General features: G+C 71.3%; 24 protein-coding genes. 8 read left to right on the forward strand and 16 right to left on the reverse strand.

The genetic code is table 11. The features are described 5' to 3' along the window. Window positions 1-249, forward strand: coding sequence for a cell division protein SepF (gene sepF, locus ABD437_RS31280; protein ID WP_344652545.1), 249 nt, complete (start codon window positions 1-3; stop codon window positions 247-249). Here the strand turns inward: sepF and ABD437_RS31285 are convergent. Next, window positions 224-649: a MarR family winged helix-turn-helix transcriptional regulator gene (locus tag ABD437_RS31285; RefSeq protein ID WP_344652546.1), complete on the reverse strand. Its 426-nt coding sequence runs from the start codon at window positions 647-649 to the stop codon at window positions 224-226. The genes sepF and ABD437_RS31285 overlap by 26 nt on opposite strands. Window positions 650-700: 51 nt before the next feature. Between ABD437_RS31285 and ABD437_RS31290 the strand changes: the two genes are divergently transcribed. After that, on the forward strand, window positions 701-1,294 hold the full coding sequence (locus ABD437_RS31290; protein ID WP_344652547.1) for a TIGR03086 family metal-binding protein: 594 nt from the start codon (window positions 701-703) through the stop codon (window positions 1,292-1,294). A 36-nt stretch (window positions 1,295-1,330) separates the two neighbouring features. Here ABD437_RS31290 and ABD437_RS31295 read toward each other — a convergent pair whose 3' ends face one another. Continuing rightward, on the reverse strand, window positions 1,331-1,846 hold the full coding sequence (locus ABD437_RS31295; protein WP_344652548.1) for a CGNR zinc finger domain-containing protein: 516 nt from the start codon (window positions 1,844-1,846) through the stop codon (window positions 1,331-1,333). A gap of 126 nt (window positions 1,847-1,972) precedes the next feature. Then, complete coding sequence (locus tag ABD437_RS31300; RefSeq protein WP_425558289.1) at window positions 1,973-3,517, reverse strand: dolichyl-phosphate-mannose--protein mannosyltransferase; 1,545 nt, start codon at window positions 3,515-3,517, stop codon at window positions 1,973-1,975. Window positions 3,518-3,661: 144 nt separating this feature from the next. Here ABD437_RS31300 and ABD437_RS31305 point away from each other — a divergent pair, with 144 nt between their 5' ends. After that, a complete protein-coding gene (locus ABD437_RS31305; protein ID WP_344652550.1) occupies window positions 3,662-4,339 on the forward strand; it encodes a DUF4142 domain-containing protein in 678 nt (225 codons plus the stop codon). A gap of 2 nt (window positions 4,340-4,341) precedes the next feature. Next, a complete protein-coding gene (locus ABD437_RS31310) occupies window positions 4,342-5,070 on the forward strand; it encodes a class F sortase (protein ID WP_344652551.1) in 729 nt (242 codons plus the stop codon). Here the strand turns inward: ABD437_RS31310 and ABD437_RS31315 are convergent. From ABD437_RS31315 to ABD437_RS31325, 3 genes are read right to left on the reverse strand one after another with little or no spacing between them, the layout of a single operon-like run. After that, window positions 5,067-5,888 (reverse strand): DUF1206 domain-containing protein, encoded by an 822-nt coding sequence (locus ABD437_RS31315; RefSeq protein ID WP_344652552.1) that lies wholly within the window; start codon window positions 5,886-5,888, stop codon window positions 5,067-5,069. The genes ABD437_RS31310 and ABD437_RS31315 overlap by 4 nt on opposite strands. A 39-nt stretch (window positions 5,889-5,927) precedes the next feature. Continuing rightward, complete coding sequence (locus ABD437_RS31320; protein WP_344652553.1) at window positions 5,928-6,971, reverse strand: hemolysin family protein; 1,044 nt, start codon at window positions 6,969-6,971, stop codon at window positions 5,928-5,930. Between the two features lies 1 nt (window position 6,972). Beyond that, on the reverse strand, window positions 6,973-8,304 hold the full coding sequence (locus tag ABD437_RS31325; RefSeq protein WP_344652554.1) for a hemolysin family protein: 1,332 nt from the start codon (window positions 8,302-8,304) through the stop codon (window positions 6,973-6,975). A 128-nt stretch (window positions 8,305-8,432) separates the two neighbouring features. Here ABD437_RS31325 and ABD437_RS31330 point away from each other — a divergent pair, with 128 nt between their 5' ends. Then, a complete protein-coding gene (locus tag ABD437_RS31330) occupies window positions 8,433-9,191 on the forward strand; it encodes a DUF4253 domain-containing protein (protein WP_344652555.1) in 759 nt (252 codons plus the stop codon). Here ABD437_RS31330 and ABD437_RS31335 read toward each other — a convergent pair. Then, on the reverse strand, window positions 9,188-9,763 hold the full coding sequence (locus ABD437_RS31335) for a TetR/AcrR family transcriptional regulator C-terminal domain-containing protein (protein WP_425558287.1): 576 nt from the start codon (window positions 9,761-9,763) through the stop codon (window positions 9,188-9,190). The genes ABD437_RS31330 and ABD437_RS31335 overlap by 4 nt on opposite strands. Before the next feature lie 73 nt (window positions 9,764-9,836). Between ABD437_RS31335 and ABD437_RS31340 the strand changes: the two genes are divergently transcribed. After that, window positions 9,837-11,066 carry an FAD-dependent monooxygenase gene (locus ABD437_RS31340; protein ID WP_344652557.1) on the forward strand — a complete coding sequence of 410 codons (1,230 nt, stop codon included), beginning with the start codon at window positions 9,837-9,839 and terminating at the stop codon, window positions 11,064-11,066. Between the two features lie 4 nt (window positions 11,067-11,070). On the opposite strand, the gene ABD437_RS31345 is transcribed toward ABD437_RS31340, so the two are convergent. From ABD437_RS31345 to ABD437_RS31360, 4 genes are all read right to left on the reverse strand, one after another. Continuing rightward, window positions 11,071-11,409 (reverse strand): hypothetical protein, encoded by a 339-nt coding sequence (locus ABD437_RS31345; protein WP_344652558.1) that lies wholly within the window; start codon window positions 11,407-11,409, stop codon window positions 11,071-11,073. Window positions 11,410-11,475: 66 nt separating this feature from the next. Beyond that, the gene (gene ggh / locus ABD437_RS31350) at window positions 11,476-12,780 is read right to left on the reverse strand and encodes a glucosylglycerate hydrolase (protein WP_344652589.1); all 1,305 of its coding nucleotides are present in this window, start codon (window positions 12,778-12,780) and stop codon (window positions 11,476-11,478) included. A gap of 475 nt (window positions 12,781-13,255) precedes the next feature. After that, entirely contained in the window at window positions 13,256-13,624 is a 369-nt protein-coding gene (locus tag ABD437_RS31355; protein WP_344652559.1) for a hypothetical protein, read from the reverse strand. A gap of 61 nt (window positions 13,625-13,685) precedes the next feature. Further along, on the reverse strand, window positions 13,686-14,651 hold the full coding sequence (locus ABD437_RS31360) for an aminoglycoside phosphotransferase family protein (RefSeq protein ID WP_344652560.1): 966 nt from the start codon (window positions 14,649-14,651) through the stop codon (window positions 13,686-13,688). Between the two features lie 31 nt (window positions 14,652-14,682). On the opposite strand from ABD437_RS31360, the gene ABD437_RS31365 reads away from it, so the two are divergent. Beyond that, entirely contained in the window at window positions 14,683-15,327 is a 645-nt protein-coding gene (locus ABD437_RS31365; RefSeq protein ID WP_344652561.1) for a pentapeptide repeat-containing protein, read from the forward strand. A gap of 23 nt (window positions 15,328-15,350) precedes the next feature. Beyond that, the gene (locus tag ABD437_RS31370; protein WP_344652562.1) at window positions 15,351-16,181 is read left to right on the forward strand and encodes an RDD family protein; all 831 of its coding nucleotides are present in this window, start codon (window positions 15,351-15,353) and stop codon (window positions 16,179-16,181) included. On the opposite strand, the gene efeB is transcribed toward ABD437_RS31370, so the two are convergent. The 5 genes from efeB to ABD437_RS31395 form a co-directional block, all read right to left on the reverse strand. Further along, window positions 16,154-17,467 carry an iron uptake transporter deferrochelatase/peroxidase subunit gene (gene efeB / locus ABD437_RS31375; RefSeq protein ID WP_344652563.1) on the reverse strand — a complete coding sequence of 438 codons (1,314 nt, stop codon included), beginning with the start codon at window positions 17,465-17,467 and terminating at the stop codon, window positions 16,154-16,156. The genes ABD437_RS31370 and efeB overlap by 28 nt on opposite strands. Before the next feature lie 64 nt (window positions 17,468-17,531). After that, window positions 17,532-18,674 (reverse strand): iron uptake system protein EfeO, encoded by a 1,143-nt coding sequence (gene efeO / locus ABD437_RS31380; RefSeq protein WP_425558288.1) that lies wholly within the window; start codon window positions 18,672-18,674, stop codon window positions 17,532-17,534. Between the two features lie 21 nt (window positions 18,675-18,695). Then, entirely contained in the window at window positions 18,696-19,547 is an 852-nt protein-coding gene (gene efeU, locus ABD437_RS31385) for an iron uptake transporter permease EfeU (RefSeq protein ID WP_344652565.1), read from the reverse strand. A 135-nt stretch (window positions 19,548-19,682) separates the two neighbouring features. Continuing rightward, complete coding sequence (ahcY, locus tag ABD437_RS31390) at window positions 19,683-20,954, reverse strand: adenosylhomocysteinase (RefSeq protein ID WP_344652566.1); 1,272 nt, start codon at window positions 20,952-20,954, stop codon at window positions 19,683-19,685. Then, complete coding sequence (locus ABD437_RS31395) at window positions 20,951-22,597, reverse strand: DUF2142 domain-containing protein (protein ID WP_344652567.1); 1,647 nt, start codon at window positions 22,595-22,597, stop codon at window positions 20,951-20,953. The genes ahcY and ABD437_RS31395 overlap by 4 nt, the downstream gene beginning before the upstream one ends. Window positions 22,598-22,728 lie beyond the last annotated feature (131 nt).

Below are 22,728 nucleotides of genomic sequence, written 5' to 3' on the forward strand. Positions count from 1 at the left end.
GTGGTCAAGACGCTGCGTCCGCAGAACTACAACGAGGTTTTCTACGTCGGCGACTGGTTCCGCTGCGGCACCCCGGTTGTGATGGACCTGAGCGAGTTCGACGAGTCCGACGCGATGCCGCTGGTCGACTTCGCCACCGGCCTGGTGGTGGGGTGCGGCGGGGCGATGGAGAAGATCGCGCCGCGCCTGTTCCTGCTGCTTCCCGAAGACATGGTCAACGCCGCTAAGGGCGCTTCGCAGCCGCGCTGAGCGTGCGCAACGCGTCGACGAACACCGCCCGCTGATCGGGCGGCAACACGTCGAGGATCCGCTCCTCCTCGTCGCGGATCTCCGACTGAACGGCGTCCCGTAGCCGGCGCCCCTCCGGGGTGATCGACAGGACACGGGCCCGCCGGTCACCGGGCGCCGGGCGGCGTTCGATCAACCCGGCCGACTGCAGGTCGTCCAGCACGGCGATCAGCCGCGTCTTGTCCGCGCCGATCGCCTCGGCCAGTGCCGTCTGGGTGTGCACCGGCTGGTCGTCGAGGTTCGAGAGCACGGCGTACCCCCACATCGAGACGCCGTGCGCGCGCAGGATCGGCAGCTCCATCGCGACGAGCGTCCGGCCGATCGGCCCCATCATCGCCGCCAGGTCCGGCCGTGCCTCCATGCGGTGAAGATACCGCTTGACAAATCATAAGCACCTGCACATCGTAAGCACATGCTTATTGAATTGTCAGACCTCCGCGACCTCGACGCCCGCGCGGTCACCCTCAGCGCACACGTCGTCGACACCGTCACGCCGGACGACCTCGGGCGTCCGACGCCGTGCACCGGCTGGACCGTGGCCGACCTGCTCCGGCACCTGATCGCCCAGCACCGCGGGTTCGCCGCGGCCGCGCACGGCGGCAGCGACTGGGAACTGCCCGCCCTCGACGACGACCCGGCGGCGCAGTACCGGAAAGCGGCCGACGATCTCGTCGCGGCGTTCGCGACGATCGAGGATCCGCACCAGCCGCTCGCGATCCCGGACTTCGGGGCGCAGCCCACGCCGGCCGGGTTCGCGATCACCGCCCACGCGGTGGACTACCTGGTGCACGGGTGGGACGTGGCGGCCGCGGTGGGGCAGCCGTTCACCCCGGAGAATGACCTGGTCGACGCCCTGCTCCCGATCGTGCTGTCACTCCCCGACGACGAGCGCCGCACCGAACCGGGCCGCCCGTTCGCGCCGGGCCTTCCCCAGGTGCCGGGCACCCCGGCTCTCGACCAGCTCCTCCGAGCGCTGGGCCGGGACCCCCACTGGCTCCCGAGTTAGGCCCTGTCCTGCGAGTCCGTGCTCGCAGGACAGGGCCTAGCTCGCGACGCGGTCGCGGTGGCGGCGTACCGCGTCCCGGTTCGCGCAGGCCGGTGAGCAGTAGCGCTGGCGGCCGGTGCGGCTCACGTCGGCGAACGGGCGTGCGCAGTCGACCACCGCGCACCGCCCCAGGCGGTGCATTCCCCGCCCGGTCAGGTGCAGTGCCGTGCCGACACCGATCAACGCACGCAGCACCCCGGCCAGCGGCAGGTCGGCGGCCCGGTAGTGCACGTGCCACCCGTCCGACGCGTGGTTGGTCAGCCGCGGATACGCCGACGCCTCCGCGAGCAGCACGTTCAGCCGCGCGGCCCGGGTCTCGTCGTCGGGTGCGTCCACGACACCGAGCCAGTCGGTCAGGAACGCACGCACGTCCGCCAGGTCGACGTCGCCGGGAGGGATTTCGACGCCGGCCGCGCGGCAGCGCGCCACCAGTTCGGCCGCGCTCGCCGGGAAGTCGGCCGCCAACGAGATCGCCAGCCGCACCGGATCTTCGCCGTAAGGGTTGATGTGCACAAGACCATTACAGCACGCTTGAGCCATGAAGCACTTCTGGAAGACGATCTCGAGCCACCCCACCAGCGAAGGCCGTGTCCACTACCAACGCTGCGCCTGCGGGCGCTGGAGGGTCACCCGCGGGGTTCAGATCCAGGAGTCGAACCACATCCGCGAATGCCAGGAGTCGTACGTCATCTGCTCGCCGGTGTAGATCGGGTAGAAGTACGCGAACGTCGCCGCGATCACCACCAGGTAGGTGCCCACGGCCACCGCGCCGATCAACCGCCGGTCGCGGTCGTCGATGTTCGCCACCAATCCGGGCGCGGCGGAGCGTCCAGGGCCGAGCACCATCCCCAGCGCGAGCGTCACGGCCAGGATGAGGAACGGCAGCGCAGGCAGCGTGTAGAAGTAGAACATCGTGCGGGTGGGGTAGAACGTCCACGGCACGATGCCGGCGCCGAGGCTCATCAGGAGGATCGCGCCGGCGCGCCAGTCGCGCCCGGCCAGCCACCGCCAGCCGGTCATCACCAGCGCCGGGATGAACGACCACCAGAGCAGCGGGGTACCCAGGGCCAGCACCTCGGCTGAGCAGTTGTCGCTGCCGCAGCCGGGGTCGCTGGAGTAGTAGTAGGCCACCGGCCGGCCGAGGAGCAGCCAGCTCCACGGCGTCGACTGGTAGTCGTGCTTGGCGTGCAGGCCGGTGTGGAACTCGTACGCGTGGACGTGGTACTCCCACAGGTTCCCGATCGACGCCGGGAGCCACGACGGGCCGGGCCACGGGTCGCCGTTGCGGTTCCAGCCGTTGTCGGACAGGAACCAGCCGGTCCACGTCGAGAGGTACACCGCGAGCACGACGACGCCGAACACGACGACCCAGCCGGCCTCGCGCACGAGCGTGTCGCGCACCGGGCGCAGCACACCGGCGCTCTGCCGCGCCTGCACGCACCACCAGAGCGTGATCGCGACCAGCGCGACGATGTACCAGGTCGCGCTCCACTTGACGCCGAGCGCGCACCCGGCGGCCACCGCCGTCGCGAGCCGCCACCACGGGACCCGGAACCCGGAACCGCCGGACAGGTCGTGCCCGGCCTCGGCCCGGCGCAACAGCCACGACCGGGTGGAGTCCCGGTCGCGCAGCGCGAAACCGAACGCCAGCAGCAGGAAGAACATCAGGTAGATGTCGAGCAGCGCGACCCGGCTCATCACGAAGTGCAGGCCGTCGAGCGCGAGCAGCAGGCCGGCGACGCAGCCGAGCAGCGTCGAGCCGAACATCCGACGCGCGATACGTGCCAGCAGGAGCACCGAGAGCGCCCCGACGAACGCGGCCGAGATCCGCCAGCCGAGCGCGTTGTAGCCGAAGAGCTGCTCGCCCCCGGCGATCAGCCACTTGCCCAGCGGCGGGTGGACGACGTAACCGGCGCCGGTGCCTTCCTTGTCCCGCTCGACGCCGAACAGCAGCAGGTCGTGGGCCTCCTTGGCGTAGTAGACCTCGTCGAAGATCTTCTCGCCCGGCTTGTCCAGCCCGACCAGCCGCAGGATCAGCGCGAGGAGCGCGACTCCCCCGGTCCACAGCCACGAGGCCGCCTGGTCGGTCGGCAGGCCGCTGCCCAGCCGGTGACGCAGGGAAGGCCGAGCCCGCTTCTCGGCGCTCGGCGGGGACGGCGTTTCGGTCACGGCCACGCGAGTGATCGTAGGCGCCGGGGACCAGACAGACGCGTATGGACCGGAGAGTGCGGGTAACTCACAGCGTGTTGAACCCAACGCAGCGGTATGGTCACTGGGAGGTATCGGGTACCTTCTCGGTGAGCAACGGCGGGCCGGAAGGACGGTGCCATGCAGCGAAGGATCGGCTTAGCGACGTTGCTCTCCGCGGTGTTGATCGTGCTCGTGTTACCCGGTAGCGCGCTCGCCGCCCCGGTCGCCGGGGTCAACGCGCAGGACCAGTCCTTCCTCCGCGGCGCGCACCAGGCCCACCTCGCCGCCGTGGCCGCGGCACGCATCGGCCTGCGCAAGGGTGACGCGGAGACGCGCGAGCTGGCCAACCAGTGGCTCACCGACCACTCCCGGCTCGACAACCAGCTGCGCCCGGTGGCGAAGAAGCTCGGCGTCGACCTGCCAGCCCGCCCCGACGCCACGCAGCAGGCGATGCTCAACCGCTACGAGCGGACCACCGGCCCCGCGTTCGACGGCCTCTGGGTGTCCACGCAGCGGCAGGCCCAGGCGTCGCTGCGTCGCCAGGTGGAGGCCGAACTCACCGGCGGCCAGAACGAGGAAGTGAAGACGCTGGCCCGGCAGACGTCACCGGTGGTGGCCAAGCACGCGGAAGCGCTCGACGACACCGCGCCCGCGGTGGGTGCCGCGCCGGGACAGGTCGACGCCGGACGGGGCATCTCGGCGGGGAACCGCCCGGTCATCGCCGGTACGCTCGCTGCGGTCGGCGTCGCCTTCCTGCTCGGATCCGCCTGGTCGTGGCGCCGTCGGAGCATCCTTCGCCAGAGTGGACAGCCCTAGGCATGAGCGAGCCCCGGCGGTTCCTGTTACCGGCCCGTCGGAAGTTCTCCCTTCCCGCCCCCGACCGATCCAGCCGCTGGCCGGCGTATGCCGGTCTGGCGACCGGCGTCGTCTGCCTCGCCGCGGCGGCGATCTACGCGCTGCTGCCGCCCCCGCCGCCGGATCTGCCGAGCGAGGTGGGCGTCGTGCCGGGTCAGTCGGCGCAGGCCGCGCCGCGATCTCCGGCGGCGAGCAAGACCACGGCGGCTCCCCGGGAGACGCTCACGGTGCCGCCCGACCCCGCGGTCGCCCGGCCCCGCCGCCTGAAGATCCCGGTGCTCGACGTCGACGCGGTCGTGGACTCGGAGATCGTCAACACGGTCGGCGGCCTCACGCTGCCCGACGATCCGCGCCGCGTCGGCTGGTGGTCGGCCGGTGCCGGCCCGGGCTCGACGTTCGGGTCGGTGATCCTCGCCGGTCACGTCGACGACCGCGACCTGGGCCGCGGAGCCCTCTACGACATCGGGAAGCTCTCGGTCGGCGACCTGATCTGGGTGGACAGCACCGCCGGGCGGCGCGCGTACCGCGTGGCCGCCCGGCGGGTCTACCAAAAGGCGAAACTCCCCGGCGACGTGTTCGCCCAGGGAGTTCCGGAACGCCTCGTTCTCGTCACCTGCACCAGCCCGTACGACCGGAAGACCCAGTCGTACGAGGCCAACGTGGTGGTCTATGCGTCACCCGCCACGGGTTAGGACTTGCGGTACCGCGCGTCGAAGAAGCAGTAGACGCCGTAGCAGACGAACCCGAGCGCGACGAGCCAGAGCAGGATGCCGCCGAACGGCTGGTCGGCGATCGTCTTCATCGCACCGTCCAGACCGGACGCCTTCTCCTTGTCGAAGCTGATCGCCGCGGCCATCACCAGGCCACCGACCACCGCGTAGGCGACGCCCACGGCCATGTACCCGATCTGGCCGGTGCGCTCGGCGGCCTTGCGGGCCCGGGCGTCGGCGTGCGAGAGGTCCAGGTCCTCGCGGAACTTCTTCTTCCAGCCGTGCCACACCACGAACGCGGAGCCGACGACGATCGCCAGCCCGACGATGATGACCAGCCCGCGCCCGAACGGGGCTTCGAGCAGCTTGCCGGTGAACGACTGGGTCTTGCTGCCGTGCTGCGGGTTGCCCATCGCGAACTTCGCCGCGGTGAAGGCCAGGAAGCCGAAGATCGCGGCTTCGAGCGCGCTGGTGAGGCGCTTCTTGAGCCGCTTGTCACCGGCGTTCGCGTGGCCCCAGACCGCCTCGGCGATCTGCCAGATCGTCAGCGCGACCAGGCCGACCGTGACGATCCACAGCACCGCCTGACCGAACGGCTTCTCCGCGACCTGCGAGAGAGCGCCGTTCTTGTTGGCCTCCTCGCCGCTGTCGCCGGTCGCGACCTGGATCGCCAGGAACGCGATCAGCAGGTTCACCACCCCGTACGCGACCAGCCCGACACGACCGATCCTGGTGATCCAGTCGTTGCGGGCGGCGCGGCGTGCGGTGTTACTAGCTCCGCTCACCGAGGCGGTGGTCATGGGGGCCTCCTGATTAGTGGCTGTTGAACGCCTGGCCTATCAGTCGCCACTGGATGCTTGCGTCAAACCAGCATCGGCGATCGGCGGCGTTTCGTTCAGCTGGCCCACCAGTTCCTCGAGCAGATCCTCCAGCGCGACGACCCCCACTCCGACCACCAGGCCGAGGTGCGCTCCGTCGCGTCGCAGCGCCTCCACCGCGTCGGCGAGGGGCGCGTCGGCGTCGACCTCGGGCATCGTTCGGATCAGGCGGTCGGGGAGCGGCGCGTCGAGCTCGTCCGGCCGGGCCTCCAGCAGGTCCTTGGCGTGGATGTAGCCGGCGAACCCCTCCAGCGGGAAGCGCGAGTAGCCCGACGAGGCCACCAGCTGTTCGACGTCACGGACCGTCGCGCCGTCCGGGACCACGCGTACCCGGTCGTCCGCCAGCGCCACGTCACCCGCGGTGCGGGCCTCGATGGAGAGCGCCCGGGTCAACCGCGCCTCGGCGTCGGCGTCCAGGTATCCCTCGGCGCGCGACTCGGCGACCAGCTCGGTCAGGTCCTCGGTGTTGTAGACGGTGTCCAGCTCGTCGCGGGGCGTGATCCCGAACAACCGGAGGACACCGTTCGCGGTCGCGTTCAGGCTGACGACGATCGGGCGGGTGATCCGGCACCAGGTCACCATCGGCGGCCCGAGCAGCAGGGCCGCACGCACCGGGCCGGCCAGCGAGATGTTCTTCGGCACCAGCTCGCCCAGCACCAGGTGCAGGTACGACACGATCGACAGCGCGAGCACGAACGCGATCGGGTGCAGCATGCCCTCGGGCACGTGCGCGAGCTCCAGCGGCGCCTCGATCAGGTGCGCGATCGCCGGTTCGCCGGCCGCGCCGAGCCCGAGCGAACACAGCGAGATGCCCAGCTGCGCACCGGCCAGCATCAACGAGAGGTGTTCCACGCCGTAGAGCGCGGTCTTCGCCGCACGGGAGCCGCGCGCGGCCCGTGGTTCGAGCTGGTCGCGACGGGTGGTCACGAGCGCGAACTCGGCCCCGACGAAGAACGCGTTGCCCAGCAGCAGGGCGAACGTCAGGAAGACGAGAGCAACGTCCACGTCAGTCGTCCTCTCGGGGTTCGGTCTCGGTCCGGCGCAGGCGGATCGCGGCGATCCGGTGGGCGTCCATCTCGTCGACGATCAGTTCCCACTCGGCCGGGTCGATCGCGTCCTCCACCGTCACCGTGTCGCCGACGGCGGGCACCTTGCCCGCGCGGTCGAGGAACAGCCCGGCCAGCGTCTCGTAGGGTCCGGAGGGGACGTTGAAGCAGATCCGCGCGGCCGCCGCGTCGTCGCGGAGCAGCCCGGAGACCCGCCAGTGGTCGGCGCCGAGCTTCACGATGTCGGGCTCCGGCGGCCGGTCGTGTTCGTCGCGCACCTCACCGACGAGCTCCTCGATCAGGTCCTCGAGCGTCACCACGCCGGCCAGGCCGCCGTACTCGTCGATCACCGCGGCCGCCTGCAGCGGCTCGCGCCGCAGCTGGCCGAGCGCCTCGTCCAGCTCGAGCGTCTCCGGCAGCACGCCGAACGGCTCGATCACCTCCCGGATCGACGTGTGCGCCCGTTCCTCGTCCGGAAAACGGAAAACCGCCTTCACGTGGACGACGCCGAGCAGGTTGTCGAGCTGGTGCTCGAAGACCGGGAACCGGGAGAAGCCGGTCTTGCGTGATTCGCGGGCCAGGTCGGCGACCGTGCTGTGCGCGGACAGGGCCTTCACCCGGGTGCGTGGCGTGAGCACGTCGGCCACGGTGCGGTCGTCGAACGCCAGCGAACGGCGGACCAGCCGGGCCGTGCCCTGCGCCAGCGCGCCCTGCTCGGCCGACGTGCGGATGAGGCCGCTCAGCTCGGCCCGGGAACGACCGGCGCCCAGCTCGTCCTGCGGTTCGATGCCCAGGCGGCGGATCACCCAGTTGGCCGAGCCGTTCAGCACCAGGATCAGCGGTTTGCAGGCCGAGCTGAACGCCCGCTGGATCGGCGCGACCAGGTGCGCGGTGCGCAGCGGCTCGGAGACCGCGGCGTTCTTCGGCACGAGTTCGCCGAACACCGTCTGCACCGCGGTCGCCAGGATCAACGCGACCACGTAGGACGCGCTGCCCGCGATGCTCTCGGGCACACCGGCGGCCTCCAGCGCGGGGTCGATGAGCGTGCCGATCGCGGGCTCGGCCAGGTAACCGAGGATCAGTGACGACACCGTGATGCCCAGCTGCGACCCGGAGAGCTGGAACGACAGCGTCCGGAGCGCGGCGAGGACCCGCTTGTCGCGCTCGCTCCCGCCGTCGGCGAGCCGCTGCACGCGGGGACGGTCGAGGCTGGTGAGGGAGAACTCGGCGGCGACGAACACGGCGTTCGCGACCAGGAAGACCAGGACTGCGACGAGTGCTAGCGCCGTCACCGTTCGGGTCTACCGAATCGAGAAAGCTGGAGGTGACTCATGGGGAGCAGTGTTGCCGAACGAAGGTTGGTCCACACCTGGGTCAGGGTTCCCTGTCGACATGTCGCTCGGCCTGAGAAGATTGCGGCGTGGCCGCTGTCAGTTCGTTCTCCGATCGAGGGGGCAACCCGCAGGACGTGTTCGTCCGGCTCGGCGTCGCGCTGCCCGGACTCGACCTCCTCTTCCGCACGGGCACCGGCGTACCGGTCTGGGCGTACCCGGTCGAAGCCGGCGAAGGCTTCGACCACTGGCTGCGGTTACGTCGGCTGCACGAGCGCACCGGCCTCTACCCGTTCCTGGTCGGCCCCGGCGACGAGACCGCCGACCTGGCGTACATGGCCGAGAACGACTGCGACCCCACCGCCGTCGAACGGGGCTTGGCGATGGACGCCGCCCGGCGGCTCGCCGAGCTGGCCGAGTCGCAGAACACGATGTCGATCGAGGACGTCTTCCTGAACCCCGATCTGGACGCCCAGCCCAGCCCCGAACCCGAGTTCGTCTGGGACAAGCAGGAGACGCTCGTCGGCCTCATCCCGGCCCGCGCCGGTTACGAGGTGCCGGGCCTCCTGTCCTGGCAGGGCGCGGTGAACTGCGACCTCGACGGCGCGGACCACGTCGCGATCCTCAAGCGCTGGCACGACCTGCACGGCGCGCAGCTCGTCACGCTCTCGTTCGACATGCTCGAGCTATTGGTCCCGACGCCCCCCATGGACCCCCGCGAGGCCGCGACCACCGCGGTCGAGCAGTACGCCTACTGCCCCGACGCGGTGGACCAGGGCGTCGGCTCCCTGGCCGCACTGGCCGCCGGCCAGGTACGCAGCCCGAGCTGGTACTTCTGGTGGGACTAAGGGTGTAGGCGGTCACCGGTCACCGTCGTCATCCGGGCGACGAGGCCGTCGAGGAGAAGGCTCAGGCCCGCCTCGAAGGCGGACTCGTGGTCGACGAGTGGCACGTCGGCGTCCTGCTCGCCGGTGACGTCGGCCTGTTCCTCGAGGACGCAGCCGACCGTGAAGCGGCCGGCGGCGAGCATCGCCATCCGAGCGTCGCGCTCCGGCACGCCGGCGTTCATGAGGAACGCCATCTTCTGGGCGATCCGGCCGCGGTCGCCGGGTCCGGGTAGCCCTCCGGCGTGCAGGCGGGCGCCGTCGCGACGCAGAAGCAGCGTCCGGCGGAAGCTGCGCATGTTGTCCAGGAACCACTCCCGCCAGTCGTCGGAGGGCCGCGGGAGCCGGGCGGTCGCGTGCGGCGCCATCGCCGCTTCGGCCATCGCCGCCAACAGGTCCTCTTTCTTGCGGAAATGGAAGTAGAGCGACGGCTGCTGGATGCCCAGCCGCCGGGCCAAGAGGCGCGTGCTCATGCCGTCCAGCCCGACCTCGTCGAGCAGCTCGAGCGCTTCGGCGACGACGGTCTGCCGGTCCACTTTTCCCACCTTGACAACCTATCGCTGATAGGTGACTCTCTCAAGCACCTATCAGTGATAGACGGAGGGCGCCATGAAGAAGCTGCGTGTGCTCATCGCCGGAGCCGGCGTGACCGGGGAAGCGGTGGCTTTCTGGCTGTCGAGGGGAGGCCACGACGTCGTCGTCGCGGAACGTTTTCCCGAGCTGCGTGCCTACGGCGCCCAGGTGGACCTGCGAGGTCAGGGCATCGAAGCGGCACAGGCCATGGGCCTGCTGGACCGGATCGAGGAGCGCCTCGTCGACGAACCGGGGGTGGCGTTCGTCGACCGGAACGGCCGGCGCCGGGGCACGATCATGGCGAACACGTCCGGCACCGGTCGGCAGACGCTGACCTCGGAGTACGAGATCATGCGCGGGGACCTCGTGCAGGTGCTCCACGAGGCGAACGGCGAGGGCGTCGACCATCGCTTCGGCGTTGGCGTCGAAGGGTTCGACCAGGACGAGCACGCGGTGACCGTGCGTTTCTCCGACGGCTCGGCCGAGGACTTCGACCTGCTCGTCGGCGCCGACGGACAAGGGTCACGCCTCCGCCGCGCCGTGGTGACGGACGACCACGATCCGTACCGGCACCTCGGGATCCACCTGGCGTACTGGTTCGTGCCACGCATCGCCTCCGATGGGCGCATCCGGGACACCTACCTCGCCCCTCGGGGGCGGCAGATCATGCGCCGCAGCCACAACGCGACCGAGACCCAGGCCTACTTCGTCCAGCGCGACAGCTCCCCCGACTTCGCGGCGATCCACCGCCGCCCCGTCGCCGAGCAGCAGGCGTTCTGGGCCGAGCGCTTCCGGGACGCCGGCTGGCAGGCCCAGCGGTTCATCGACGGCATGCCGGACAGCCCGTTCTTCTACTCCCAGGAGGTCGTGCAGGTCCGGCTCGACCGCTGGTCCCGGGGCCGGGTGGTACTCGCCGGCGACGCCGCCCACTGCGCCTCCCCGTACAGCGGCATGGGCATCTCCGGTGGTCTCGTCGGCGCCTACGTCCTGGCCGGACAGCTCAACCGCGGCGCCGACGACCTGCCGACGGCGCTGGCGAACTACGAGACCGAACTGCGGCCGTTCGTCGACGAGATCCAGGGCACCGTGAAGCCCAGGCTCCTGAACCTGGCCCTGCCGACCAAACAGGCCGGGATCGAGGTCCTGCTCGGCGTGGCCGGGCTGGCCACCGCGCTGCGTATCCCGGAGTTGGCGGCCCGGTTCGCCCGGGAGGACCGCGGCGGAGCCTGGCGACTGCCGCCGCGCCCGGCCCCGGTGCTGCGATGAGGCGTCAGCTGGCCTCGCGGTAGCGGCGGCGGAGGTTCCACCAGGTCATCAGCGGGTCGAGGGCGGCCAGCACGTTCGGGAAGGTCCGGTCCCAGGGCAGGATCTCGTCGACGGGGAGTACCCGCCACTCGTCGGAGTGCAGCCAGGTGAGCTCGCCGACCAGCACCGCGGAGCCCCGGGAGGGGCCCCGGTCGCGGTGCGGGCCGTAGAGCAGCCACCGGTCGTGGGCGACGCGGAGCGTCATCCAGCCGGGCGGGAGGTACTGGGCGAACGTGTCGGTCGGCGGGGCTGACTGATCGATGCTGGGCGTTTCGCGGCCCACGGTGAGCGAGTCGACGTCCATGCCCGTAAATACGGACGGCGAGAGTTTTCGGATCGACCGGGATGCAATTCCCATCCGGGAATGGCGCTATTGGTCGAGCCAGTCCAGGATCACCGCGGCCGTCCAGCTCTGTCGCCGGCTGCCGAGTGCCTCGCCCGTCACGGGCTCGTAGTACTCGGAGAAAGCGCCGTCGCCGACCAGCTTCAGCGTCTCGGTGCGCAGCGCCCGCGCCTCGAGCACGTGGCCGTGGCGGGCGTGCGCCCACCCGAACAGCCACGACACCACCGGCCACTGCGGCCCGCGCCAGTACTCACGCGACTTGAACCCGGCCGAGTCCGGCGACACCGTCGGCGGGACCTTCGCGACCAGATCCGGGTGCCCGGCCCAGCGCGGCCCGTGCAGGGTCTCGAGCAGCGCGCGCTCGGCGTCGGCGTCGAGACCGCCGCAGATCAGCGGCGCGAACCCGGCGAGGGTCTCGACGTCGATCCAGCGACCGGTGCGCCGGTCGAAGTCGCGGGCGAGCCCGGTCTCCGGCGAGCACGACGCGGCCACCGCGGCACGCGAGCGGGCCGCCCACCCCCGCAGGTCGGCGACCTGCGACGCCGGCATCCCGAACTCGTCGCCGAGGTCGGCGAGCACGTCGGACGCCACCGCGAAGATCGCGCTGACCAGCACGTCGGCGACCAGGAAGCTGCACGTCTCGTACACCTTGACCGGGTCGTAGGAGACGCGGCGCATCTCCTCGATCAGCCAGAGGTAGCGGTCGTACTCGAGGTCGGTGGGCCGCTCCGCGCCGTCACGCACCAGCTCGCGGTCGAGCCGGACGTACGGCGGCAGGTCGGGGCCGGGCACGACGGCCGAGTACGGCTGGTCCCAGCGGGGCGAGTTGTCCATGCCCGACTCCCAGCCGTGCACGACCGCGACCAGACCGGTGCCCTCCGGGTCGCGGTACCGCGCCAGCCAGGAGTGCCAGCGGTAGAGCGAGTCCCAGGAGTCGAGAACCAGCTTCTCGCCGGCCGCGCGGTCCTCGTCGGAGCCGCGGCGGGCCACCTCGAGGATGCGGCCGACGGCGATCGAGTGGACGGGCGGCTGGCAGATGCCCGACGTCAGCGGGGCCTGCGGCGCGGACGCGGACAGCTCGGCGGTACCCCAGCGCCCGGGGCCCGGGAAGTAACCACCGCGGTCGCCGTAGACGATGTGCGGGATCATGCCGTCGGTCCACTGCGCGGCGAGGAGCGTCCGGATCTCCTGCCCCGCGCGCTCGATGCCCAGGTGCGCCAGGCCGATCGAGATGAACGCGGCGTCCCAGCTCCACATGTGCGGGTACAGCGCCGGCGCAGCGGTCACCATCGTTCCGATGTCGTTGCTGCGCAGCACGTCGGCCGCCTCCATCGCCAGGTCGGCGACTCCGCGGTCGCGACGGCTCCGGACAGGCAGCAGGGCAGGCTGGGCAGAAGGCCCGGCGGTCATGACAGTCTCCAACGCGACGAATCGTTCGGTGGGCACACCGGCCGGCCCGGCACACGGAGATGCGTGCGGCAGGCACAGGGCGCCAGGCGTCACCAACGACGCCACGGCCGGATGGTCGGGGGGCCCACCGGCGGTAGCCGGCTGCGGATGGAGCCACTCCCTTGCGTCGACCCCTCGAGCCACCTGGTTGACACGTGGTGTTCGCGGTCGAGCAACAAGAACGTTACAGAGTTTGACGAGCAGGCGGTATCACGGCGCGGTCCGTCAGCAGGTCGGACCGCGTCAGCCTTTCGCCGTCAGGGTTCGTCCGGGTGGTCATCACCGCAGGACGCCCCGGCACTGTCGGCGACTCGCCGCGGTCGGGCGTACCGACGCCGTGGTATTGACGTGGCGGAGATCACGCGCGCTCCACCCCGCGGATTCCACGTAGTGGACCGAGCCCGCGTCGCACCGGTGCGCTGATCAGGACGATCACCGTCGTCGCGACCGCGGCTACGTGCGCGGCCACCCAGTCGCGGTGGTCGGCCGCCACCCCGGCGTCGATCACCTGCTTCACGCAGAAAGCCTCGTACGCGGTGATGGCCAGCAGCAGCAGCCACGGCACGGCGTTCGCGCCGCGCCAGAGCCGGTAGAGCAGGAACGCCTGCAGCAGGTAGGTCAGCAGGCCGACCGGCGAGTCGCCGGCGTCGGACACGACGTACGCGTACGTGTCGACCACGAGCACGGCCAGCAGCAGCGTGCCGGGGCGCCGGAGCACCGATCCCATGGTCATACCGTGCCTATCGGGGCGTAACCGGTGCTTCGGAGGAAACCCCGGGGCCGGCTCCCTAAATCATCCCGTTCAGCCACCGAAGCGCCGCGGCCGCCTCGGCGCGCTGGAACGCACGCACCTCGGGGGCGTACCACGGCGCCGGTTCCAGCCCGACCGTCACCAGGAACCCGGCCAGCGCCGCCACCGTCGCGGTGATCGTCTCCGGAGCGACGTCCCTGGTCAGTGGGTGGGTGTGAAGAATCGTGCCGACGTCGACCGCGGGCGCGCTGGCGGCGACGCTCGGGAGCAGGAACACCAGATCGAGCCAGGGCGCGCCCACGCACGCGGACGGCCAGTCGACGAACCACACCCGCTCGTCGGTGAGCAGGATGTTGTCGGCACGCAGATCGCCGTGGAGCAGCGTGTCGCCGTCGGCACGCACCGACCAGCCGGCCTCCAGGCGGGCGAGCCGCTCCAGGTCGAAGTCGTGGTCGGGGAACGCCGCCCGGGCGGCCTCCGCGGCGGCCGGGGTGCTCGCGAGGTACCGCCAGCCGGTCAGGTCCGCGGCCCAGTCGGTCACGAACCGTGGTTCGCCGAGCGGCGCCGGTGTGGTGGCCGCGGCGCACCGGGCCAGCGCGTCGAGCACCCGCTCCAGGTCGTCGGCGGTCCAGGGCAGGGCGGGCGGGCGGCCGTCGACGTCGGTGCAGGCCAGCGCGGCCCAGCGCCCGTCGTCGTAGAGGCCGAGCAGGCGCGGCGCCGGGGTGTCCGGCCGGAGCGCGTCCAGCACCCGCGCCTCGTGGCGGAGTTTCTCGACCTCGAACGGGCCGCGGTGCACGCCGGCGGCTTTCAGGAAGGCCCGCCGTCCGTCCGCGAGGAGCACCCGCGACGCCAGGCCGGGGGTGAGCCCGAGCGGAGTGCTGACGGCCTCGACGACCGCCGCACCGAGTGCGCGCTCGATCCCCTCCCGCACCGGTCCCGGCAGCTCCGGCCAGGTCGGGCGGGGGCGGCTCCGGCTGCCGGGGCCGGTGGCGGACGTTTCCACGGTGCCATTCTGGAGGAGCTACGGTTTCCCCGTGCCTCCGACCGGGACCGCTCCCCGCCCGCCCCAGCTGGATCTCGACCTCCTCGAACCCGTCGACGAGCCGATCGACGACGAGATCGACCTGTACCGCAACCACTTGACCGGCTCGTACGTCGGCGTGGCCGGGCGCGGCGAGATCGCCACCGTCTACGCCGACGGGGCCGACTTCACCGGCACCAAGTTCGAGCCGCTCGACGTCAGCGACGTGCGTATCGAGCGGTCGGACCTGGCCGGCGCCCGCTGGGAGGGGGTGTCGGCGCGGCGGCTGGAGATCGCCGACTCCCGGCTGGTCGGCTGGCGGCTGATCGCGACGTTCGCCGAGGACGTGCTGATCACCGGGTCCCGCTGGGACAACGGTGGGCTCTACGTGCGCAGGGCCAAGGGCTCGATCGTGTTCCGCGACTGCACGTTCGCCGGCACGACGCTGCGCGGTGACCTCTCCGGGTTCGTGTTCGACAACTGCGACCTGGCCGGCGCGGAGTTCGGCGCGGACGCGGCACGCAAGTGCGACCTGCGTGGCTCCCGCCTGGAAGGCGCCCGCGGTCTCGCCACGCTGCGCGGAGCGCTCATCTCGTCCGACCAGGCCATCGCACTGGCCGACGTGCTGGCCGCGGAGCTGGGCTTCACGATCTCGTAGCGGGCGTATGGGAAAGTGACCCGGTGACATCGGAGCGGCAGCGGCTCATCATCGGCGAGGCCGTCGAGGTCGAGCTGCCGGTCGCCCGGCTCGCGACGAGGGCGACGGCGGTCGCGATCGACGCGTTCCTCCAGATCGTTCTGCTCATCGGGCTGAACATCGTGCTCGCCGAGGCCGCGGCCCGGGCGAACGTCGCGGTGCAGGCCACGCTGGGCATCCTGACCCTGGTGTTCGTGTTCGTCGTCTGGCCGGTCGCGTTCGAGACGTTCACCCGTGGCCGCAGCCCGGGGAAGTTCGCGCTCGGGCTGCGCGTGGTCCGTGACGACGGCGGCCCGATCCGGTTCCGGCACGCGCTGACCCGCGGGTTGATCGGCGTCGCGGTGGAGTGGCCCGGCCTGCTGCTGGCGCCGCTGACCTGGATCTTCGGCTCCGCCTGCATTCTGTTCACGGCCAGGGCCAAACGCCTGGGCGATCTGGCCGCGGGCACGATCGTGCTGGTCGAGCGGCTACCCGACCTGAGCAGGACGCCGATCGTGATGCCGCCCGAGCTCGCGCGCTGGGCCCGCGACCTCGACCTGACCGGCGTCGACGACGCGCTGGCCATGACGCTCCGGCAGTTCCTGACCCGGGCGCAGGGCATGCGTGCCGAGGCCCGGGTGTCGCTCGGGCGGCGGCTGGCCGACGAGATCTACCAGAGCACCACCCCTCCCCCGCCGCCGGGCACGCCCGCGTGGGCGTACCTCACCGCGGTGCTGGCGGAGCGGCGGCGGCGGGAGGCCGAGCGGCTCGCGGCCCGGCGCGCGGTCGTCGCGCTCGGCCTGCCCGATCACCGCAGCAGCGTGTCCCCCCAGTAACCGCCCTTCGTGACGCCGGGCGGAACGGCGTAGATCGCGCTGCCGACGTGCTTGACGTACTCGTTCATCGCGTCGGAGCGGGCCAGGTTCTGCTGGATCGGGATGAACTGCTTACGCGGGTCACGCTGGTAGGCCAGGAAGAACAACCCGGCGTCCAGGCGGCCCAGACCGTCCGAGCCGTCGACGAAGTTGTAGCCGCGCCGCAGCAGGCGGGCGCCGTTGTTGAAGTCCGGGTGCGCCAGCCGGGTGTGCGCGTTCTCGGCGATCACCGGTTCGGAGGCCCCGGTGACCGTGTCGAACTCGAACTCGTCGAACTCGGCCGTGCTCTGGTCGGGGCTGGTCGTGGGGGCGCCGGAGCCCTTGAAGCGACCGAAGATCACCTGCTGCTCGTCGAGCGAGGTGCGGTCCCACGTCTCGATGTGCATCCGCATGCGGCGGGCCACCAGGTAGGAGCCGTTGGCCATCCAGGGGGCACCGTCGGCGCCGTCGGCCCAGAGCTGCTCCTGGAGCAGCTTCGCGTCCTCGGCCTTGAGGTTGGCCGTGCCGTCCTTGAACCCGAACAGGTTGCGCGGGGTGGCCTGGTCGCGTGACGTCGACGACGTGCGGCCGAAGCCCAGCTGCGACCAGCGCACGGCCACCGCGCCGAACCCGATCCGGGCCAGGTTGCGTACGGCGTGCACGGCCACCTGGGGGTCGTGGGCGCAGGCCTGGATCGCGATGTCGCCGCCGGAGCGCGCCTCCTCCAGGTCGTCGCCGGGGAACGACGGCAGGTCGACGAGCGCGGGCGGGCGCCGTGACGTCAGCCCGAAGCGCTTGTCGAACATCGACGGGCCGAACCCGATCGTCAGCGTGAGCTGCGACGGCGGGAGTCCGAGCGCCTCGCCGGTGTCGGCCGGCGGCGCTTCGACGAGCCCGCCGAGGTCACCGGCCGGGTCACCGGCGGTCATCCGCTCCGCGGCCTTCGTCCACTCACGCATCAGGTCGACGAGGTCGGCGCGGTTCTCGGTCGTGATGTCGAAGCTGACGAAGTGCAGGCGGTCCTGCGCCGGGGTGGTGATACCGGCCTGGTGCGTGCCGTGGAACGGCACCGAGCCGGCGGCGTCGCCGACCTCGTTCTTCGCTCCGGACCGTGCGTCCGCGACGACGTACCCACCGGCCGCCGCGGCGCCGAGCCCGGCCAGCCCGGCCGCTCCGGCACCCAGCAGCCGCCGCCGCGAGAAGCCCCGCTTCTCGGTCGGAGCGTCGGCGGGAACCGCCGGAGCTTCGCTCTCGGTGGACGCTTCCATTGCTCAGCCCTCCCATCACGTCTCGAGGGCGCCCCGGTGTGCGACCGGGGCGCCCTCGAACGGCCTACTTCTGCGCGACGACCGCGGCGACCTTGCTCAGCGGCTCGCTCAACGCGTCGACAGCGGTCGCGAACGCCTTGATCTCGGCCGGGGTGAGCTCGGTGTAGAGCTTGAACCCGTCGTCGGTGGCCTGCGCGTCGAGCAGCTTCTGCACCGCGTCGAAACGGGTGTCGAGCTCCTTGACCAGCGCGGGGTCCCGGTCCTCGAGCGTCGGGCGCAGCGCCGCGATCGCGGCCTTCGAGCCCTCGACGTTGGCCTGGAAGTCCCACAGGTCGGTGTGCGAGTACCGGTCTTCCTCGCCGGTGATCTTGCCGGTCGCCACCTCGTCGAGCAGGCCCTTGGCGCCGTTCGCCAACTGCAGCGGGGAGAGCGTCACCGAGTTGGACTTGGTGACGACCTCCTGGACGTCCTTCAGCAGTTGGTCGGCGAGCGCGCCGTCCTTCGAGACGTCCCCGGTGACCCAGAGGTCCTTCTCGAGGCGGTGGAACCCGGTCCACTCGGTGCCCGGCTCGACGTCGTTCTCGCGGGCGTCGGTGCGCGGGTCGAGGTCACCGAAGCTCTCGGCCACCGGCTCGATCCGCTCCCAGTAGGTGCGCGCGACCGGGAACAGCGCCTTCGCCTTCGGGACGTCGTTGGCCTTCACCGCGGTGACGAACTCGGTCGTCTTGGTGATCAGCGCCGCGGTCTGGCTCTTCACGTACCGCTGGTAGCTCGCGGTGGCCTCGGCGAGCTGCGCGTCGGTGCCGAGCGACTCGCTCGCGCCGGTGACCTTCAGCGCGGTACGCAGACCGTTGCCCTTCATACCGGGCTTGCACGCGCCCTCGTACGAGCCGGCGGGCAGCTCGACGATCAGCTTGCGGGTCAGGCCGGGGCCGATGTTCTCGACCTCACCCATGATCCGGTCGCCCTCGGCGTACACGTAGAACTCGGTGACCTTCGAACCGGTGTTCCTGATCTCGAACGTGCTGGTGCCGGCGTCGAGCTCGGTCTGGTCGACCTTGCAGGACGAGTCGGTGGCCGCGACCGCGATCGGGCCGCCGCTCTTCTTCTCGCCGGAGCCGTTGTCGTCGGAGGAGCTGCAGCCGGCTGCTCCGAACACCGTGACCCCCGCGAGCGCCAGGGCGAACACGGTAGAAGGTCGGGACATGCGCATGTGGGGGTCTTTCTCTCAGTGGTGGGCGGGAGCCGGTTCGGGGGTCTTCACCTGGGAGGGCTTGCTCGGCCAGAGGAAGAACGTGAGTACCGGGACCAGGTAGGCGACCCAGGCGACGGCCTGGAGCACGGTGGTCTGCGGCTGGAAGTTGAAGATGCCCTTGAGCAACGTGCCGTACCAGCTGTCCGGCGGGACCTGCGCGCTGACGTCGAACGCCAGCGTGTTCAGGCCGGGCAGGACCTCGGCTTCCTGCAGGTCGTGGAAACCGTACGCGAAGATGCCGGCCGCGACGACGACGAGCAGCGCTCCGGTCCAGGTGAAGAACGTGGCGAGGTTGATGCGGACGGCGCCCTGGTAGAGCGCGAACGCCAGCGCGACCGCGATCAGGATGCCGACCAGGAAGCCGAGCAGCGGCCCGACCTCGCTGTCGGCCTGCTGGGCCGCGCTGAAGAAGAACAGCGTGGTCTCCAGGCCCTCGCGGGCCACCGCGAGGAACGCCATCAGCGCGACCGCGCCCGCGCCCATCGCGATCGCCGCTTCGAGCCGGTCGGTGAGCTCGGCCTTGAGGTGCCGGGCCGTCCGGCGCATCCAGAAGATCATCCAGGTGACGAGTGCGACCGCGACGATCGAGAGGACGCCGCCGGCGAGCTCCTGCTGCTTGAACGTGTCCAGACCGGTGACGGCGTAGGTGAGCAGCGCCCCGAACGCCACCGCCAGGACCACCGCGCCGGCCACCCCGGCCCAGACCAGCGGCAGGCGGTTGCGACGCTCGGTCTTGACCAGGTAGGCGACCAGGATGCTGACCACGAGCGCGGCTTCGAGCCCTTCGCGGAGCCCGATCAGAAGGTTCGGAAAGAAGTAATCCACCGTCCGCTACCTTCCGTGCCGCTGTCTCGTTGAGCGCAGCAACGGTAAGCCTTACCTAACGGGAACTCAACCGGGTGAGCCCTACCAATTGCATCACACAACAATGTGGACGGTAGGTGGCGGTGAAACCGCAGGTCAGGACGACCAGCTGGTGAGGTACGCGAGCTGAGTTTCGGTGAGGATGTCGAGAGTCACGTCGAGAGCGGCGAGTTTCAACCGCGCGATCTCCCGGTCGATGCCCGGCGGGACCTCCAGCACCGCGGCCGGAAGGGCACCCGGTTCGGTACGCAGCAGCCACTCCGCCGAGAGCGCCTGCATGCCGAACGCGATGTCCATCACCGCCGCCGGATGGCCCTCGGCACCGGCCAGGTTCGCCACCCGACCCTCGGCGACCAGGAGCAGCCGCCGGCCGTCCTTCTGGACGTACTCGTCGACGTGCGGACGGACCTCGACGTTGCGCGCGATCGCGTTCGCGGCCAGCCAGGCCACGTCGATCTCCAGGTCGAAGTGGCCGGCGTTGGCCAGCACCGCCCCGTCCTTCATCAGCGCGAAGTGCTCGTCGCGGATGACGTCGCGGTTGCCGGTGACCGTGATGAACACGTCGCCGAGCGGCGCCGCCTCGGCCATGGTCAGCACCGCGTACCCGCTGAGCGTCGCGTCCAGGGCGCGGGCCGGATCGACCTCGGTGACGATGACGCGCGAACCCAGGCCCGCGAGCCGGGCCGCGATGCCCTGGCCGACGTGCCCGAAGCCCGCGACCACCACGTTCGCGCCCGCGAGCAGGGTGTTCGTACTGCGCAGCAGCGCGTCGATCGAGGACTGGGCGGTGCCGATGCGGTTGTCGACGAGGTTCTTGGTGGGCGTGTCGGTGACCGCGACGACCGGGTAGCGCAGCGCGCCGGCCGACGCCATCGCCCGCAGCCGCACGACGCCGCTGGTGGTCTCCTCGCAGCCGCCACGCAGGCCCGCGAGCAGGTCCTGGTAGTCGGTGTGGAGCGCGGTGGCCAGGTCGCAGGCGTCGTCGAGCACGAGCTCGGGCGCACGGGCGAGCACCGCGTCGAGATGCTGGCGGTAGGTGACCGAGTCCGAGCGGTGCCGGGCGAACACGCTGACGCCGAACTCGGAGACCAGCGCGGCCGCGGTGTCGTCCTGCGTCGAGAGGGGGTTGGACGCGCACAGCCGGATCTCCGCACCGCCTGCCTGCAGCGTGCGGACCAGGTTGGCGGTCTCCGCGGTGATGTTCAGGCAGGCCGCGATGCGGACGCCCTCGAACGGACGCTGCGCGGCGAAGCGGTCCCGGATGGCGCGCAGCACCGGCATCGACCGGTCGGCCCACTCGATGCGGCTGTGACCGTGCGCGGCGAGCCCGAGGTCGGCGACGTCGTACTGGACCCTCGGAGCACTCACGGAGCGACCGCCCCGTTGGGCAGCCGGGTCTCGGCGGCCACCTGGGCCGGGGTCGCGGGCACGCTCGTCACCACTGGGGCCTGGGGCGCTGCGTCATCGGGGTGCACGGGGTCAAGCGTTTCATCCCGGGGAGCCGCCGGCGTAGCCGCCACCGCCGCGTCGGTGGGCGCGGCGTTGCGGACGAACCAGAATGCCAGGGCCGCGAGGAGCACCACGCCGGCGATCTCGAGCAGCAGCGGGGCGAACGAGCCGAGCGGTGGGGTCCAGCTACCGCGCAGCGGGTTCAGGCCGCGGCCCTGCCCGAACTGGAACCGTGACTGCACGAGCAGCAGCGTCCAGACGTGCAGCACGCCGGTGACCACGGCGACGCCGGGCACGATCCGCGCCACCCCGGTGGTGCCCAGCGCCCGATCGAGCCGGCGCAGCGACACGGCGGCCAGCACCAGGCCGACGCCGAACGGCATGATGTACCGGCCGTGCTGCGACCAGCCGATGTTGCGCAGGTAGAACAGCTCCAGCGCGATCAACGACAGGAACGACGTGGCCAGCACGCCGAGCAGCACGAACGCGTGGCGACGCTTCACCACCGCCAGCGCCGGGCCGACGAGCGCCGCGACCAGCAGGTACCAGGCGATGATCGTCCAGGTCGGCACCGTGGTTTCGCCGTAGCCGAACTGGCCGACGATCTGGTTGACCCAGAACGTCATGCGGGTGAGGGAGAGCTGGCGCAACGCGTCCGACCAGGGCAGGTCGGCCGCGTCGTTGCCGATGGCGCCCTCGCTGTCGGACAGCCCGGACAGCAGCATCCAGCCGATCGCGTACAGGCCGACGAACGCACCGGTGCCGAGCACCCACCAGACGTCGTGGCGGCGCACCAGCGCCATCACCGCACCGCGGCGGGAGAGCAGCAGGCAGGCCGCGACGATCAGCACCAGGAAGACCGGGCCGAGCGCACGCAGGACGAGCAGCAGCGAGCCGGTGATGCCGGCCAGGACGACGAGCCAGCGGGTGAACCGTTCGCCGAGCTCACCGGGGCGGGCGCGGAACAGCGTCAGCAGCGTCGACCAGAGCAGGACACCGGCCGCGATCTCCCACCCGTTCGGGTTGATCGCGCCGTTGAGGTTCATCGCCATCGGCGTGGCGACCACGATCAGGCCGGCGAGCAGCAGCGGACGACGACGCCGGAACGCGATCAGCACCGCGGCGCCGAGCATCAGGGCCGCGCCGAGCGCGGAGACCAGCCGCGCGCCGACGATGCCGGCGAAGTCGGGCGAGATCAGCAGCGGGAGGCCGACCGCCGCGTAGTACACCGGGTTGTACCGGCCGGCGGCGCTGCCCACGCGCGTGGTGGACTCGTCGTCGGGCGCCGGCGTCTGGCAGCTGGCGGCCGGACGGTCCGCGGATTTGAACGTGCAGTCGAGGTCGCCCGGGAGCAGGCTGCGCGGCACGTCGAACCAGGCGCCGCCGCCGCGGATGGCGTTCGTCGGCTCGGCGTAGACCTGGCCGCTGACGACGCCGTACGCACGCACCAGGTGCTGCGACTCGTCGTAGGTGCCGTTGATCGGCAGCGCAGCGGCCCAGCCGGCGCTCATCAGGAAGAACGAGACGACCGCGACGAGGAGCACCCACCGGCCTCGAAACACGACCTCATCCTCCCCGGCGGAGAACCCCTGCCCCGCCTCGTCTCGGACACCCTAGTGGGCGGGTGCGACAGCGCCGCGCCCGGCGCGGCCGGTCGGCGGAGCAGCCGCTTCCTGAACCGATCCGTGAGTAC

Origin of the sequence: Cryptosporangium japonicum (assembly GCF_039524755.1) — a bacterium.
In the GTDB taxonomy this organism is placed as follows: Bacteria; Actinomycetota; Actinomycetes; order Mycobacteriales; family Cryptosporangiaceae; genus Cryptosporangium; species Cryptosporangium japonicum.